Genomic DNA, 14894 nt, shown 5'->3' with positions numbered 1-14894 from the left:
ATGACGACAACCACCGCACCCACCGCATCCCTCGCCTCCGTCACCCTCGAGGTGGCCGACCCCGAGGCCACCAACCGTTTCCTCACCGCCCTCGGCGTGGACGCGTACGTCGACGCTCGGGCGTCCGAGGCCCCGTCCACCGGGTTCCGTGGCTTCAGCCTGGCGCTCACCGTCTCCCAGCCCGCCACCGTCGACGCTTTCCTGGCCTCCGCCGTGGACGCCGGCGCGACGGTGCTGAAGCCCGGCACCAAGTCGCTGTGGGGCTACGGCGGCGTCGTGCAGGCACCGGACGGCACCATCTGGAAGGTCGCCACCTCGGCGAAGAAGAACACCGGCCCGGCCACCCGCGAGATCGACGACGTGGTCCTGCTGATCGGCGTCGAGGACGTCAAGGCCACCAAGCAGTTCTACGTCGACCACGGCCTGACCGTGGGCAAGAGCTTCGGCGGCAAGTACGCCGAGTTCTCCTCCCCGGCCGGCTCGGTCAAGCTCGCGCTCTACAAGCGCCGCGCCCTGGCCAAGGAGGTCGGCGTCCCCGCCGACGGCACCGGCTCCCACCGCATCGTCCTCGTCGGCCTCGCCGACTCCCTCACCGACCCCGACGGCTTCACCTGGGAGGCCGCCACCCCGCCCACCGCGTCGTAACCCTGTCAGTTGGGCTCAGCGCTTGAAGTGGACCTCACCTGGGCGGCGCATCCAGCGGAAGACCAGGGTCGAGGCCGCCAGCAGCAGCACGGCCGAGTAGGAGAGCGGCACCACGACGAGTGAGGCCGCCGGGGAGAGGCCCCCGCGCGTGGAGACGAGGACGACGAAGCCCACGAAGAGGGGAAGCGCTCCGGCGTACAACGCGCGGGCCGCAAGCACCAGCGCGGGCGGGGCCGGGATCGCGGCGCAGCGCTCGGTGCGGCGCAGGTACCAGAACGAGAGGTAGCCGAGCCAGGCGGCGGCGCCGAGTGCCGCAATGCCGAGGGCCAGGGTCAGTTGCATATCGCCCGAGGGGTCGCCGTCCGTGTCGGTGCTGCCGAAGGCGTCGTCGAGCCGGACGAACCGTTGTCGCCAGACAGTGACTCCGATCGACTCGCCCACCGTCAGCCGGGAGTAGAAGGCACGGGAGCCGAAGCTGATCTCCGCAGGCGAAGGGGTGCCCACGTCGACGCTGACGTATTCGCGGGCGCCCTTGCCGGTGGTCTCGCGCTTGGACACGATCACGTCGGTGCTCCGGGACAGGCAGTCCGTGAAACTCGCCGGGGCGTCCGGCGCGCACGGCACCGCCCGGTCGAACGCCGTCTCCTCGACGTAGGCCGAGTGCACCCCGAACGGCATGCACAGCGAGACGAACCCGGTCAGGACAGCAAAGGCCAGGCACCACCGCCCACGCGTGCGTATCCGCGCACGCCGACGGACCAGCCCTTGCAGCCGGTACCTCTCGGCCCTGCGCTCGTGGGCACCGCTTCGGCGGCCGGAGGACCCGGTCCTCGTCCTGCTCATGGCTGCTTTCCCTGCTGATCTGCTCTCGACGCGGGGTGCAGCCTACGACCCTCGCCGACCACCGCGGCAGGGGTGGTCACCGCTCAGTTCAGTGCGTGTCGTGACTCTCGGCCTGCTTGGTCACCGCGCTGAAGAGCGGAGTCAACTGATCCTCCAGCTTCTGGTAGTCACCGGCATGCCCGTCCGACCACAGGGCCAGGCCGATGATCACCAGATGCCCGCCGCTGGCGAACTGCTGTACTGCGCCGCTGTCTTCGGGCAGGTGGGTGAGCCCCGAGGACGAGGGCGGGATGACGCGGCCGATCTGGAACGAGGTGGGGTCGGCCGACAGTGTGGTCAGGACCGTGACGGCGTCGGCCGGGTCCTTCATTGTCAGCACGGCCACCGTGTACTCGTCCTTGGCCGGGTCCGAGTACAGGGCGAAGGAGATGCCGAGGCAGCCGTGGCTCTGGGTCACCAGACCCGCGAGGGTGGCCTGGACCGCGGGTTGCTGCGTGCAGAGCGGCAGGGAGAACTGGCGCACCTTGAGGTAGTTGCCCACTGCGGCCGGGAAGGCCTGGTCGGGCGTGATCGCCGTCAGCGCCGTCGCGGATCCGGCAGGGTTGGTCGCCTTGATCGCCGCGACGGCGGGGGCCGACGCGGTCGATGCGTTGCCTGTCGGTCGGGCGGCCGGGTGAGCGTCAGCGTGCCGCCAGGGGCCGAACCAGTAGCCGGCGCCCGCGAGACCCGCCAGTACGACTGCCGTCGCGACGAGCCTCCGGCCCCGACGCCGCTTCGGCTTCGTTGATGCCTGCGCAGCGTCGGCCCGGGTCTGGGTCTGCGTCCGGGATGCCGTCGCGGGTATCGATCGGGATGCCTCGAAGTCCTTGACGAACCTGTCCCAGTGTTCGTCGCCACCTCTGTGCTCTGCGGTCACGCGCGAACCCTAGTGATCGTCCGTGCCTCCCGCAATGCCCGCCCGTGCTGCACCTCCGCACGGGCGTCCGCTCCGACGCTCAGTCAAAGCCCCCAGCTCACGGCCACATCAGGCAGTACAGCTGGTGCCCCGCGTCGTGGAGCCGGTTCGCGAAGTCCTGCCACTCGTGCAGCATCTTGTAGATCACGAACGCGTCGCGTGGCCCGCGGCGGTCCGGGACGGTGGACCAGATGAACGCCGCCGTGCCCAGTTCCGCCTCGTCCGCCTTCAGCAGCGGTTCGACGACCGTCTGCGGGAGTTGGACCACGGCGTAGTCGGGATGCAGGACGACGAGTTCGAGTGGGGGGACTTCGGTCAGCGGGATGCCGAGAATGCCGGTGAGGACCATCGCGCTCATGGTCTCCGGCTTGATCTTGGTGGAGAGGCTGCCGCTGATCGACTCCTCGGACCCGTCGTGACCGAAGAGTTCGCCGAGGCGGCCGAGTGTGCCGAGTTCGCCTGCGTCCAAGCCCAGACCGTCGCGACCGAGGGCGGTGGGAACGCGCGCGGCTGTGGCACGGTCCGGCGCGCCGAAGTACTTGTAGGTCACCCCCACGCGGCCAGCACCTCCACCTCCGTCACGACGACGTGACGCTTCTGCGAACTCTCGGACCTCGTGGGACTCGTGCCCTCTACCCGAATGGCCCCGACCTGAACCCGCCGCGGCACCCGTGGCATACGGATCACGCATGCCGCCCGTGTCGTGGCCGGAATTGTCGCGCTGCTCGGACACCCCGGACCATCCTTACCGTCCGTCGTTGATTTGCCAACAGGCCACCCCCGTCGGGCCCAGTTGTGCCGGACCTGCCGGGGGCGTACCGGATCGCCCGATCATCGTCCCAGATGATCGGCGCGGACATGCCGCATCGCGGGCTGCGATTTTGAAACGACACCGATTTGAGAGCATGTCCCTGTGAGCGATCCCGTGAGCACCCAGTCCTTCGGCACTCCGTACCCGTACGAGGCCCCCGCCTCCCAGGCGTTGTTCGAACGCGCCTCCGTCGTCACGCCGGGCGGGGTGAACTCCCCGGTGCGCGCCTTCCGCGCCGTCGGCGGGACCCCGCGCTTCATGGTGTCCGGCACCGGTCCCTACCTCACCGACGCGGACGGCCGCGAGTACGTCGACCTGGTCTGCAGCTGGGGTCCGATGATCCTGGGCCATGCCCACCCCGAGGTCATCGCCGCAGTTCAGGACGCTGTCGCGCGCGGCACGTCCTTCGGTACGCCCGGTCAGGGCGAGGTCGAGCTGGCCGAGGAGATCGTCGATCGGATCGCGCCGGTCGAGCAGGTCCGCCTGGTCTCCTCCGGCACCGAGGCGACCATGTCCGCGATCCGGCTGGCGCGCGGATTCACCGGTCGGGCCAAGGTCGTGAAGTTCGCCGGGTGTTACCACGGTCACGTCGACGCGTTGCTGGCCGCCGCCGGTTCCGGCGTCGCCACCTTCGCGCTGCCCGACACGCCCGGCGTGACCGGCGCGCAGGCCGGGGACACCATCGTGCTGCCCTACAACGACCTGGACGCGGTCCGCGCCGCCTTCGCCGCGCACCCCGGCGAGATCGCCTGCGTGATCACCGAGGCCTCGCCCGGCAACATGGGCGTGGTCCCGCCGAAGCCCGGCTTCAACAAGGGCCTGCTCGAGCTCTGCCGCAGCAACGGCGCACTGTTCGTCTCCGACGAGGTGATGACCGGTTTCCGCGTCTCGAAGGCCGGTTGGTACGGCTTCGAATCCGCGAACGAAGGGTGGTCGGCCGACGTCAAGCCGGACCTGATGACCTTCGGCAAGGTCATGGGCGGCGGCTTCCCTGCCGCGGCCTTCGGCGGTCGCGCCGACGTGATGGCCCACCTCGCCCCGGCCGGCCCGGTCTACCAGGCGGGCACGCTCTCCGGTAACCCGGTCGCCACCGCCGCCGGCCTGGCCCAGCTGCGCGCCTGCACCGACGCGGTCTACGCGACCGTGGACCAGGTCGCCGCCGAGGTCGCCTCGCTGGTCAGCGACTCGCTCGCCAAGGAGGGCGTGGCGCACCGGCTGCAGACCGCCGGGAACATGTTCTCGGTCTTCTTCACCGACCAGCCGGTCACCAACTACGACGAGGCGCGGGCGCAGGAGTCCTTCCGCTTCACGGCGTTCTTCCACGCCATGCTGGCCCAGGGCGTCTACCTGCCGCCCTCCGCCTTCGAGTCCTGGTTCGTCTCGTCCGCGCACGACGAGCGCGCGCTCGAGCGGATCGCCGCCGCGCTCCCGTCCGCCGCCCGCGCGGCCGCGGAAGCCACCGCGTAGTCCGCCCGAGTAGCAGAGGAGCAACTGACGTGAGCAAGAACGACATCACCGTCGTCCATCTGATGCGCCACGGCGAGGTGCACAACCCGGAGGGCATCCTCTACGGGCGCCTGCCCGACTACCACCTCTCCGAGCTGGGCCGGAAGATGGCCGACCGGGTCGCCGACCACCTCGCCGGACGTGACATCACCCACGTCGTCGCGTCCCCGCTGGACCGCGCCCAGGAGACCGCCGCGCCGATCGCCTCCGCGCACGGGCTGGCCGTCGAGAAGGACGAGCGGCTGATCGAGGCCGCCAACATCTTCGAGGGCAAGACCTTCGGGGTCGGCGACGGCGCGCTCAGCAACCCGAGCCACTGGAAGTACCTGACCAACCCGTTCAAGCCGTCCTGGGGCGAGCCGTACATCGAGCAGGTGGTGCGGATGATGGGCGCGCTCAACGCCGCCCGTGACGCCGCCCGCGGGCACGAGGCGGTCTGCGTCAGCCACCAGTTGCCGATCTGGGTGACCCGCTGCTTCGCCGAGCACCGCCGCCTCTGGCACGACCCGCGCCGTCGGCAGTGCTCGCTGGCCAGCTTGACCAGCTTCACCTACGAGGGCGACAAGATCGTCTCCATCGGCTACAGCGAGCCCGCCAGGGACCTGCTCCCGGCCCATCTGACCGGCAAGAAGGGCCCGCTGACCAACAAGTCCTTCGGCGCGTGACGCGCGCGTGACGCACGCGTGAGGCAGCACTACCCGCGAACGTGCGGATAAAGATCGACTAAATATCCGTTACACGAAGCGTCGTGGCAGGTCAAGGGCTTGCCACGACGTTGTCGTGGGGGCGGTGAAATCGACTTAAACGCCCATGCGAAACTCTTCACATGAGTCGCCGCCCCGCTCGCCGTTCCGCACGCCCCGCGTACCGCGTCGCCGCCGCCGCTGCCGCCGCGCTGACGGGCGTGCTGGCACTCACCTCCTGCAGCTCCACCAACCCTGCGGAGACCGGCGGAAGCAGCGACAGCGGCTATGTGGCCGGGACCGGCGAGTCCGTCTCCGTCCCCGCCGCGCAGCGTGGCGCCGCGATCAACCTCAAGGGCAGCGACCTCAACGGCAAGCCCCTCGACCTGGCCTCCTACCGCGGCAAGGTCGTCGTGCTCAACGTCTGGGGCTCCTGGTGCGGCCCGTGCCGCGCCGAGGCGGACGACTTCGAGAGTGTCTTCCAGGCCGACCAGTCCAAGGGCGTCCAGTTCGTCGGGATCAACACCCGCGACACCCAGATCGACCAGGCCCAGCAATTCGTCAAGTCGCACGGCCTGACCTACCCCAGCTTCTACGACGAGGACGGCTCGCTGCTGCTGCAGTTCCCGGCCGGCAGCCTCAACCCGCAGGCGATCCCGTCCACCCTGATCCTGGACCGCGACGGCCGGATCGCGGTGCGCGCCCTGCAGCCGCTCACCAGTGACCAGCTCAGCAAGCTCGTCGCGCCGGTGATCGCGGAGAAGTCGTGAGCGGCGAGCTGAGGCGCAGCGCAGCGGAGCCGAAGCGGAGCGCGGGGGAACAGGCATGAGCGGGGAAGTTCTCCACGGCGCGCTGCTGCTGGCCATCCCGGTCGCGATGCTGGCCGGGCTGGTGTCGTTCTTCTCGCCGTGCGTCCTCCCGCTGGTCCCCGGCTACCTCTCCTACGTCACCGGCTTCTCCGCCGCCGACCTCGCCGACGCCGACGGCCGCCGCCGCGGCCGGATGGCGCTCGGCGCACTGCTCTTCGTGCTCGGCTTCTCCGCCGTCTTCGTCTCCTTCGGTGCCCTCTTCGGCTACTTCGGGGTGACCCTCCAGGCCCACGAGAAGCTGATCAGCGAGATCTCCGGCGGTCTGATCATCCTGCTGGGCCTCGCCTTCATGGGCCTGCTGCCCGGCTTCACGCAGCGCGAACTGCGCAGCCACCGCAAGCCGGTGGTGGGCCTGATCGGCGCGCCGCTGCTCGGCGTCGTCTTCGGTATCGGCTGGACGCCCTGTGTCGGTCCCACGCTCGGCGCGGTCAACCTGCTCTCCTCGAACGAGGCCAGCGCAGGGCGGGGCGCGCTGCTGACTGTGGCGTACTGTCTCGGCCTCGGGGTGCCGTTCATCGTGGCGGCGCTCGCCTTCCGCAAGACCATCGGCGCGTTCGGCTGGATCAAGCGCCACTACCAGTGGGTCATGCGTGTCGGCGGCGGCATGTTGGTCCTGGTCGGCGCGCTGCTGATCTCCGGCCTCTGGACCGATCTGGTCAACCAGCTGCAGTACTGGACCGCGAACTACCAGGTAGGACTCTGATGACGGCCGAAGAGCGCACCGCCGACGAGCGGGCCGCCGAACGCCTCAGCTCCGCGCCCGTCGACGACAGCGAGCTCGACGCCGGAAGCGGCGCGGGCGGCGCTGGCACGGGCGGCGAGGTCGGCATCGGCTTCCTCGGCTGGCTCCGCTGGGGCTGGCGGCAGTTGACGTCGATGCGCACCGCGCTGATCCTGCTCTTCCTGCTCTCCCTCGCGGCCGTCCCCGGCTCGCTGGTGCCGCAGACCTCCGCGTCGCCGACCAACGTCGCCGCGTTCGTCACCAAGCACCACACGCTGGCGCCGATCTACCAGAAGCTCGGGCTGTTCCACGTCTACAGCTCGTTCTGGTTCTCCGCGATCTACATCCTGCTCTTCGTCTCGCTCGCGGGCTGCATCGTCCCGCGCACCTGGCAGTTCGTCGGCGTGCTACGCTCCGCGCCGCCCGCCGCGCCGCGTCACCTGGTGCGGCTGCCCGTCTACGCGACCTGGCGCAGCAAGGGCTCGGACGCCGAGAAGACCCTGGCCGCGGCCGAGACGCTGCTGCGCCGCCGCCGCTTCCGGGTGGCCCGCAGCGGTGACGCGATCACCTCGGAGAAGGGCTACCTGCGCGAGGTCGGCAACCTGCTCTTCCACATCTCGCTCTTCGGCATGCTGCTCGCCTTTGCGTTCAGCAAGCTGTTCGGCGGCATGGGCACCGTGGTCGTGATCGAGGGCAAGGCGTTCAGCAACAACGTCTCGCAGTACGACGACTTCATGCCGAGCACCTTCTACACCGGCGACGACCTGACGCCCTTCGGCTTCAAGCTGGACAAGTTCGAGGCCGCGTACCAGTCGAGCGGGCCGCAGATCGGCAACCCGACGATGTACCAGGCCAACGTCTCGTACTGGGTCGGCTCCGACCCGACGAAGACGAAGACGGCGTCCATCCAGGAGAACCACCCGCTGGAGGTGGACGGCAGCAACGTCTACCTGACCGCGCACGGCTACGCGCCCGCCTTCCAGGTCACCGACGCCAAGGGCGACGTGATCTTCAACGGCCCGACGCCCTGCCTGCCGCAGGACGCCAACCTGAGCTCCACCTGCGCCATCAAGGTCAACGACGGCTACGTCGACAACACCGGCACCGCCACCCAGCTCGGCTTCTCCGGCATCTTCACGCCGACCGCGGCCACCGACCCGACCTCGATCAAGACGATGGGCCCGCACTCGGTCTTCCCCGACCTGGCCGACCCGGAGATCTACGTCAACGCGTACCACGGTGACCTGGGCGACAACTCCGGTGTGCCGCAGAGCATCTACGAGCTCGACACCAAGCACATGACCCAGTACACGCTCAGCGGTCAGCCGCTGACCTTCGCGCTCAAGCCGGGCCAGGGCTTCAAGCTGCCGAGTGGCGGCACGGTCACCTTCACCGGCGTCCAGCAGTGGGCCAACTTCACCGTGGCCACCAACCCCGGCAGCAGCTGGGCGCTGATCAGCGCGCTGGCGGCGGTGCTGGGCCTGATCGGCTCGCTGTTCGTGCAGCGCCGCCGGATCTGGGTCCGCGCGGTCACCGGCGAGGACGGCACCACCGTCGTCGAGCTGGCGGGCCTGGCCCGCAGCGAGTCCGCCCGGATCGCCGAGGAGCTCGCCGCACTCGCCCTCGACCTGCAGGACACCGCGCCCGCCGACGCACCGTCAGCCGACGCCGCGGAGCCCGCCGAAGCAGCCGAAGAAGCCGAAGAAGTCGAACCCACAGACGAGCCGGACACGGTCGCGGCCGGCACCACGCCCAAGGAGTGAACGTGTTCCTCGCTGACGCGGCGATCGACACCCGGTTCGCCAGCATCTCCAACGACCTCATCTACTCGGCCATGGCGGTCTTCCTGCTCGCCTTCCTGGCCTACGCCTGCGAGTGGACCTTCGGCGGTCGCAGCCGGATCGCCCGGCAGTCCGCCGCGCTGGCCGGCAAGGCGGGCTCGTCGGTCGCCGAGACCGTGGCCGAGGCCGAGCGCTCGGCGGCCGACGCGGGCAAGGCGCCGACCGTCGCGGTCACCGTCACCCGCGCCGGTGGCGGCACCACGACGCTGACCCGCACCGTGGCGGCCAAGGCCGGCTCGGTCGACGTGGTCACCCGCGGCGACGCGGCCCCGCCGGTCGACGGCGTCGGCGCGTCCGGCGGCGACGAGCGCGCCGACCGCCTCGGCCGGATCGCGGTCTCGCTCACCACGCTGGCCGTGCTGCTCGACCTGGGCGCGGTGATCGCCCGTGGCATCTCGGCGGGCCGCCCGCCGTGGGGCAACCTCTACGAGTTCACCTGCGCGATGACGGTCGTCGCCGGGCTGCTCTTCGTCGGTCTGCTGGCGGCCGGCAAGAACGTCCGCTGGATGGGCCTGCCGCTGACCTTCGGCGCGCTGGTCGGCCTGGGCATCGCGGTCACCGAGTTCTACACCGCCTCCGAACAGCTGGTTCCGGCGCTGCACTCGTACTGGTTGTGGATCCACGTCTCCGGCGCGATGGTCTGCGGCGGCGCGCTCTACGCGGGCGGGATCGCCGCGGTGCTCTTCTACGTCAAGGACGTCCACGAGAGCCGCAAGGCACAGGATCCGGCCAAGGCCGTCGGCTGGTGGGCCGACGTGATGGACCGCCTTCCGGCCGCCGCCACGCTGGACAAGTGGTCCTACCGGATCAACGCCTTCGTCTTCCCGCTGTGGACGTTCACCATCATCGCGGGCGCGATCTGGGCCGAGGCCGCCTGGGGCCACTACTGGGAGTGGGACCCCACCGAGACCTGGGCGTTCATCACCTGGGTCGCCTACGCCTGCTACCTCCACGCGCGCGCCACGGCGGGCTGGAAGGGCCGCAAGGCGGCGGTGCTGGTCTTCATTGCCTTCGCCTGCTACCTGTTCAACGCCTACGGCGTGAGCATCTTCATCAACGGCAAGCACTCCTACGCCGGCGTCTGACCCGCAGGCTCAAGCAGCAGGGCTCGGGGCCCCCTCCTGATCGGAGGAGAGGCCCCGAGCCCTGTTTTCGTCGTTGTCACCCGCAGCAGGCAGAATGCGCCCTACGGCAAGCACACACGTGCAGCGTTACGGGAGGACGGCGATGACCGGCTTGGATGCGTTCGCTTCGGATGGGTTCGCCACCGACGCGTTCGGTACCGGCGCGCTGCGCCGACGCGTGCTGGACGCCTGGGCCGCCGCGCCCGCCCGGTTCCGCGAGGACGCCAACGCCGAGGAGGAGCTGGCCCTCGGCGGCTACCGCGACCGGCTCGTCGTCGAGCTGGCCCAGAACGCCGCCGACGCCGCCCGTCGCGCGGGCGCCGCCGGTTCAGGTGCCGCTGGTTCGGGTGGTTCCGGCCGCCTCCGGTTGACGTTGCGCGACGGCGTGCTGGCCGCCGCCAACACCGGTGCGCCGCTGGACGCGGAGGGCGTCGAGTCGCTCTCCACGCTGCGTGCCTCCTCCAAGCGCGACGAGCGCGACGCGGGGGCCGTCGGCCGGTTCGGCGTCGGCTTCGCCGCCGTGCTCGCGGTCACCGACGAGCCCACGGTGATCAGCGTTCCCGGCGGCGTCCGCTGGTCGCTCGCGGAGGCCCGCGCGCTGGCCGACCAGGCGGCCTCCGCTGCCTCCGCCGACCCCGCGCTGGCCGAGGAGCTGCGCCGCCGCGACGGCCATGTCCCCCTGCTGCGCCTGCCGTTGCCCGCCGAGGGCACCCCGCCGGAGGGCTACGACACCGTCGTGCTCCTGCCGCTGCGCGATGCCGCCGCCGAGGACCTGGCCCGCCGGCTCCTGGACGACACCGACGACGCGCTGCTGCTCGCCCTGCCCGGCCTCGCCGAGGTGGTCATCGAGACCGACGCCGGTGTCCGCATGCTGGAGCGCCGTGAGGGGCAGGCCGAGGGCGAGGCGTCGGACCAGGCGACCGACGAGGTCGTGATCCTCGACGACGGTGCCGAGACCCGCTGGCAGGTCGTCAGCGCGGGCGGCCCGCTGGACCCGTCCCTGCTGGCCGACCGCACGGTCGAGGAGCGCCACCGCCCGCACTGGTCGCTGACCTGGGCCGTCCCCGTCGACGCGGGCGGCGACCCGCTGCGCGTCCGCACCGCCGCGTACCTGCACGCGCCCACGCCCAGCGACGAGCCGCTCGGCCTGCCCGCGCTGCTGATCGCCAGCTTCCCGCTGGACTCGACGCGTCGTCATGTCGCGCCGGGCCCGCTGACCGACTTCCTGGTCGAGCAGGCCGCCGACGCCTACGTCGAGCTGGTCCGCCGTCGCGGCGCGAGCCTCGGTTCGCTGCGCCTGGTCCCGGCGCCGCTCGGCAAGGGCGAGTTGGACGCTCGGCTGCGCCGCGCCATCCTGGACCGCCTGCCCGAGACGCCTTTCTTGCCCGTCGCTGTCGCCGACTCCGAGGACGGGATCGCGCTGCGCCCGCGTGACGCGGTGCTGCTGGAGGGCGCCGACGACGGCATCGTCCGCGCCCTGGCCGCCGTCCTGCCCGGCCTGCTGCCCGCCGGTCTGGAGCGCCGTCAGGAGCTGCGCGCGCTGGAGGTCCGCCGGGTCGCCCTGGCCGAGACCGTCGACCAACTCGCCAACCTGGACCGCGAGCCGGAGTGGTGGCGCAACCTCTACGGCGCGCTGGCCGCCGCCGACCGGGACGCGCTCGGCGCGCTCCCGGTCCCGCTGGCCGACGGCCGCATGGTCCGCGGCCCGCGCCGGGTGCTGGTGCCGGTGGGGGCTCCGGGCAGCGAGCCCGAGGTCACCGCCGAGGACCTGGCCGTGCTCGGCCTGCGCCTGGCGCACCCCGACGCCGCCCACCCGCTGCTGGAGAAGCTCGGCGCGGGCCTGGCGACCCCCGCGGGCGTGCTGGAGTCCCCGGAGGTCCGCGCCGCCGTCGAGCGCTCCGCCGACCTGGACGACGAGGACGAGGCCGAGGAGCTGGCCGAGGCGGTCCTGCGCGTGGTCCAGGCCGCCGTCGGTGACGGCTCGGTGACGGAGGAACAGTATCCCTGGCTGGCCCGCCTCGCGCTGCCGGACGAGGACGGCGGGCTCACGGCCGCCGGTGAACTCGTGCTCCCCGGCAGCCCGTTGGCGGCCATTGTGCAGGAGGAGGACGCGCTCTTCCTCGACGACGAGTGCGCCGAGCGCTGGGGCCCGGAGGTGCTGCGGGCCGTCGGCGTCGCCCACAGCCTGGGCCTGCTCCGCGCCGAGGAGGCCGTTCTCGACCCGGACGACCTGGAGCGCTTCGACCCGACCGCCCCCGCCGACCGCTCCCTCGGCGGCGAGCCGCTGGCGCTGCTCGACGAGGCCCCCGACGGCCTGGCGGAGTGGGCCGAGGAGGTCGCCGAGTCGTTCGCCAACGGCGACCTCCCGATGGACGTCCCCGCCGTCCCTCCGGTCGCCGCCGAGCTGCTCGCCGTCCGCGACCTCGACCTGGTCGACGACGACGCCTGGCCGCAGGCGCTCGCCCTGCTCTCCGCGCCCCCTCTGCGCTCCGCCGTGGTCGACAAGGTCCGGCTGCTGCTCCCCGACGGCGGCACCGCCGAGGTCGTTCCCTACGCGGCCTGGTGGCTGCGCGACCACCCGGTCCTGGACGGCCGCGCCCCCGCCGGTCTCCGCGCCGCCGGGGGAGACCGGCTGCTGCGCGGCCTCTACGACGAGGCCCGCACCGACCTGGACGAGGTCTTCCTGCACGCCCTCGGCGTCCGCACCACGCTCGCGGCGCTGCTCACCGAGCCCGACGGCCCCGACGACGTGCTGGAGCGCCTCACCGACGCCGAACGCCCGGTGACGCACCGTCAGCTGCACGGCATCTACACCGCGCTGTCGGGCGTCCCGCTGGAGCGGATCCCGCTCCCCGACGAGGTCCGCGCCCTGCCGCCGCTCGACCCGGACACCCACCGCCGTCCGGCGCACACCGTCATCGTCGACGTGGCGGACGCGGTCGTGGTGGACGCGCCCGACCTGGTCCCGCTGCTGGACGACTTCCCGCTGATCACCGTCGCGCCCGCGCTGGCCCCCGCGTTGGCCGAGCGGCTGCACGTCTCGCTGGCCAGCGAGGTCGCGGGCGGCCGGGTGCTGAGCGAGGGCACGGTCCGCCGCGTCCCCGCCGAGATCCGCGAGCTGCTCCCCGGCTGTCCCGCCGTCTACGAGGAGCACGAGGAGCTGCTGGTCGTCGGCACCGAGGGCGAGGAGGCCGCCGTCGCGTGGCGCTGGGACGCGGGCAGCGAGGCCCCCGAACTCCCCGAGGAGGAGCGGGAGTCGGAGGAGGGGTCGGACGAGTTCGCGCCGGTCGTCCCGTTCGGCACCCTCCACGCCGCCACCCCCGAGGGCCTGGCCGCGGGCCTGGCCTGGTCGGCAGGCCAGTGGGTGCGCCGCTTCGAGGTGCTGGCCCTGCTCGGCGACCCGGACCGGGCCTACGAGCTCTCCGCCGCACGGGACTTCGAGGGCTAGTCCGGCATCGGACGCCGGTTCAGGGCGCCCACTGCCAGGCCGTCCACGGTCAGGTGACCAGCTGCAGCACCGCGAACTGCTGCTGGTCGAAGAGGATCCGGTAGGTCGCGCCCGGGTGCAGCTGCGCCGCGTACCCGGGCAGGTCCGACGGCGGCGACGGCGCCCACCCGTAGGAGAGGTCCAGCACGATGTACTGCGGCGGGCTCGGCTGGCTCCCGCCCAGCCAGTAGACGTCCGTGCGCGCCGCCAGATGCCCCATCGGCGTGATGTTGCACTCGACCGTCGCCCCGTTCGGCACCTCGGCCAGCGCCCGGCCGATGAGGTCGGTGTGGTCGGTCGAGCTGTACGTCGACGGCATGAAGACCTGCTTGGCGGGCAGCGTCATCGTCGCGCAGAACGCGATCGAGACCGCCGTCACCGCAGGGACCACCCCGCGCGCCGCATACCCGCTCAGCCACTCCGGCGACGCGACGCCCCGCTTGTCGCCCCGCGCCTCGATCCGCCGGATCGCGTCGACCAGCGCCAGGAACAGGATCGGCATCAGCACCGCGTTGTAGTGCCAGCTCTGCCCCCAGTAGTCGGGGTTGACCGAGACGAACCGCCAGCCGAGCGTCGGCACCGCGATCAGCGCCAACGGCGACCGCAGCGCCAGGAACCCGGTCACCCCGAGCAGGAACGCCAGCGTCGTCAGCTTGACGTCGGCCGGGCTGAGGAAGCCGGTGACCCAGCCCGTCCACGACCCGCTCGGCAGCTTGTCGTCGTAGCCGTAGCTGCCGGTCGCGCTGAAGTGCGGGATCACCGCGTAGACCGTCAGCAGCGCCATCCCCGCGCCGAAGACCGCCAGCAGCGCGCCGAGCGCCCGCTGCCGCAGCAGGAACAGCACGATGCCGATCGCCACGACGGTGAAGCCGAGGTCCTCCTTGACCAGCGTCAGCGGCAGCGCCCAGAACGCCGCCCGGTGCCACCGCTTCAGCAGCATGTTGCGCAGCACGACCGCCAGGATCGGCACCGCGAACGCGATCTCGTGGAAGTCGAAGTCGACGGCCCGCTGCATCCCCCAGGACAGCCCGTACGCGAGGCCCAGGCAGAGCGCCTTGGTCCGGGAGACGAACCGCCCCGCCGTCGCCGCCACGATCGTCACCGAGCTCGCGAACAGCGCCGACTGCGCCAGCAGCAGCATCACCCCGGACGGCCAGATCCACCACAGCGGCGCCAACACCGCCATGATCGGGCTGAAGTGGTCGCCCAGGATGTTCGCGTGCGCGCCCTTGATGTGCACGATCGGCGCCTGGAAGTGCGCGTACTGCTTCACTTCCTCCTCGAAGATCGCGAGGTCCCAGGACATCGACTCGAAGTGCGCGTACCGGCTGATCTCGATGACCGAGTAGCCGACGAGGAAGACCAGCCCGAGCAGCAGGTACGGCCAGGTGGACCGTTTCGGCACCATC

The 14894-nt window shown here is 71.6% G+C and carries 12 protein-coding genes; 8 read left to right on the top strand and 4 right to left on the bottom strand.

Going from position 1 to position 14894, the window contains the following annotated elements; translation table 11 throughout:
- Positions 1–645: a VOC family protein gene (locus I2501_RS08490; RefSeq protein WP_196193249.1), complete on the top strand. Its 645-nt coding sequence runs from the start codon at positions 1–3 to the stop codon at positions 643–645.
- Positions 646–660: 15 nt separating this feature from the next.
- Here the strand turns inward: I2501_RS08490 and I2501_RS08485 are convergent, their stop codons facing one another.
- From I2501_RS08485 to I2501_RS08475, 3 genes are all read right to left on the bottom strand, one after another.
- A complete protein-coding gene (locus I2501_RS08485) occupies positions 661–1488 on the bottom strand; it encodes a hypothetical protein (RefSeq protein WP_196193248.1) in 828 nt (275 codons plus the stop codon).
- Between the two features lie 88 nt (positions 1489–1576).
- Complete coding sequence (locus I2501_RS08480) at positions 1577–2404, bottom strand: flagellar basal body-associated FliL family protein (RefSeq protein WP_196193247.1); 828 nt, start codon at positions 2402–2404, stop codon at positions 1577–1579.
- Between the two features lie 97 nt (positions 2405–2501).
- Positions 2502–2999 carry a hypothetical protein gene (locus tag I2501_RS08475; protein WP_196193246.1) on the bottom strand — a complete coding sequence of 166 codons (498 nt, stop codon included), beginning with the start codon at positions 2997–2999 and terminating at the stop codon, positions 2502–2504.
- Positions 3000–3356: 357 nt separating this feature from the next.
- On the opposite strand from I2501_RS08475, the gene hemL reads away from it, so the two are divergent.
- The 7 genes from hemL to I2501_RS08440 all read left to right on the top strand — a co-directional run bounded on the left by hemL (position 3357) and on the right by I2501_RS08440 (position 13446).
- The gene (hemL, locus tag I2501_RS08470) at positions 3357–4721 is read left to right on the top strand and encodes a glutamate-1-semialdehyde 2,1-aminomutase (RefSeq protein ID WP_328806273.1); all 1365 of its coding nucleotides are present in this window, start codon (positions 3357–3359) and stop codon (positions 4719–4721) included.
- Positions 4722–4783: 62 nt separating this feature from the next.
- A complete protein-coding gene (locus tag I2501_RS08465; RefSeq protein ID WP_196193623.1) occupies positions 4784–5425 on the top strand; it encodes a histidine phosphatase family protein in 642 nt (213 codons plus the stop codon).
- Positions 5426–5586: 161 nt separating this feature from the next.
- A complete protein-coding gene (locus tag I2501_RS08460) occupies positions 5587–6213 on the top strand; it encodes a TlpA family protein disulfide reductase (RefSeq protein ID WP_196193245.1) in 627 nt (208 codons plus the stop codon).
- Positions 6214–6268: 55 nt separating this feature from the next.
- Positions 6269–7015, top strand: a complete 747-nt coding sequence (locus I2501_RS08455) for a cytochrome c biogenesis CcdA family protein (protein ID WP_196193244.1) — start codon at positions 6269–6271, stop codon at positions 7013–7015.
- Positions 7015–8796 (top strand): cytochrome c biogenesis protein ResB, encoded by a 1782-nt coding sequence (gene resB, locus I2501_RS08450; RefSeq protein WP_196193243.1) that lies wholly within the window; start codon positions 7015–7017, stop codon positions 8794–8796. Before I2501_RS08455 ends, resB begins: the two co-directional genes overlap by 1 nt.
- 2 nt (positions 8797–8798) lie before the next feature.
- Positions 8799–9959 carry a c-type cytochrome biogenesis protein CcsB gene (gene ccsB / locus I2501_RS08445; RefSeq protein ID WP_328806272.1) on the top strand — a complete coding sequence of 387 codons (1161 nt, stop codon included), beginning with the start codon at positions 8799–8801 and terminating at the stop codon, positions 9957–9959.
- A gap of 142 nt (positions 9960–10101) precedes the next feature.
- Entirely contained in the window at positions 10102–13446 is a 3345-nt protein-coding gene (locus I2501_RS08440) for a sacsin N-terminal ATP-binding-like domain-containing protein (RefSeq protein WP_196193242.1), read from the top strand.
- A 49-nt stretch (positions 13447–13495) separates the two neighbouring features.
- Here I2501_RS08440 and I2501_RS08435 read toward each other — a convergent pair whose 3' ends face one another.
- Positions 13496–14893, bottom strand: a complete 1398-nt coding sequence (locus tag I2501_RS08435; protein ID WP_196193241.1) for a DUF2079 domain-containing protein — start codon at positions 14891–14893, stop codon at positions 13496–13498.
- Position 14894 lies beyond the last annotated feature (1 nt).

The organism is Streptacidiphilus fuscans (assembly GCF_015690355.1).
In the GTDB taxonomy this organism is placed as follows: Bacteria; Actinomycetota; Actinomycetes; order Streptomycetales; family Streptomycetaceae; genus Streptacidiphilus; species Streptacidiphilus fuscans.
Note: the sequence above shows the minus strand (reverse complement) of the source record. Positions and strands in the feature narration are given on the sequence as shown.

Coding starts and splice junctions, on each gene's coding strand:
- I2501_RS08455 (WP_196193244.1), top strand. CDS start 6,269: ATGAGCGGGGAAGTTCTCCACGGCGCGCTGCTGCTGGCCATCCCGGTC.
- resB (WP_196193243.1), top strand. CDS start 7,015: ATGACGGCCGAAGAGCGCACCGCCGACGAGCGGGCCGCCGAACGCCTC.
- I2501_RS08490 (WP_196193249.1), top strand. CDS start 1: ATGACGACAACCACCGCACCCACCGCATCCCTCGCCTCCGTCACCCTC.
- I2501_RS08460 (WP_196193245.1), top strand. CDS start 5,587: ATGAGTCGCCGCCCCGCTCGCCGTTCCGCACGCCCCGCGTACCGCGTC.
- I2501_RS08485 (WP_196193248.1), bottom strand. CDS start 1,488: ATGAGCAGGACGAGGACCGGGTCCTCCGGCCGCCGAAGCGGTGCCCAC.
- I2501_RS08440 (WP_196193242.1), top strand. CDS start 10,102: ATGACCGGCTTGGATGCGTTCGCTTCGGATGGGTTCGCCACCGACGCG.
- I2501_RS08465 (WP_196193623.1), top strand. CDS start 4,784: ATGCGCCACGGCGAGGTGCACAACCCGGAGGGCATCCTCTACGGGCGC.
- I2501_RS08435 (WP_196193241.1), bottom strand. CDS start 14,893: ATGGTGCCGAAACGGTCCACCTGGCCGTACCTGCTGCTCGGGCTGGTC.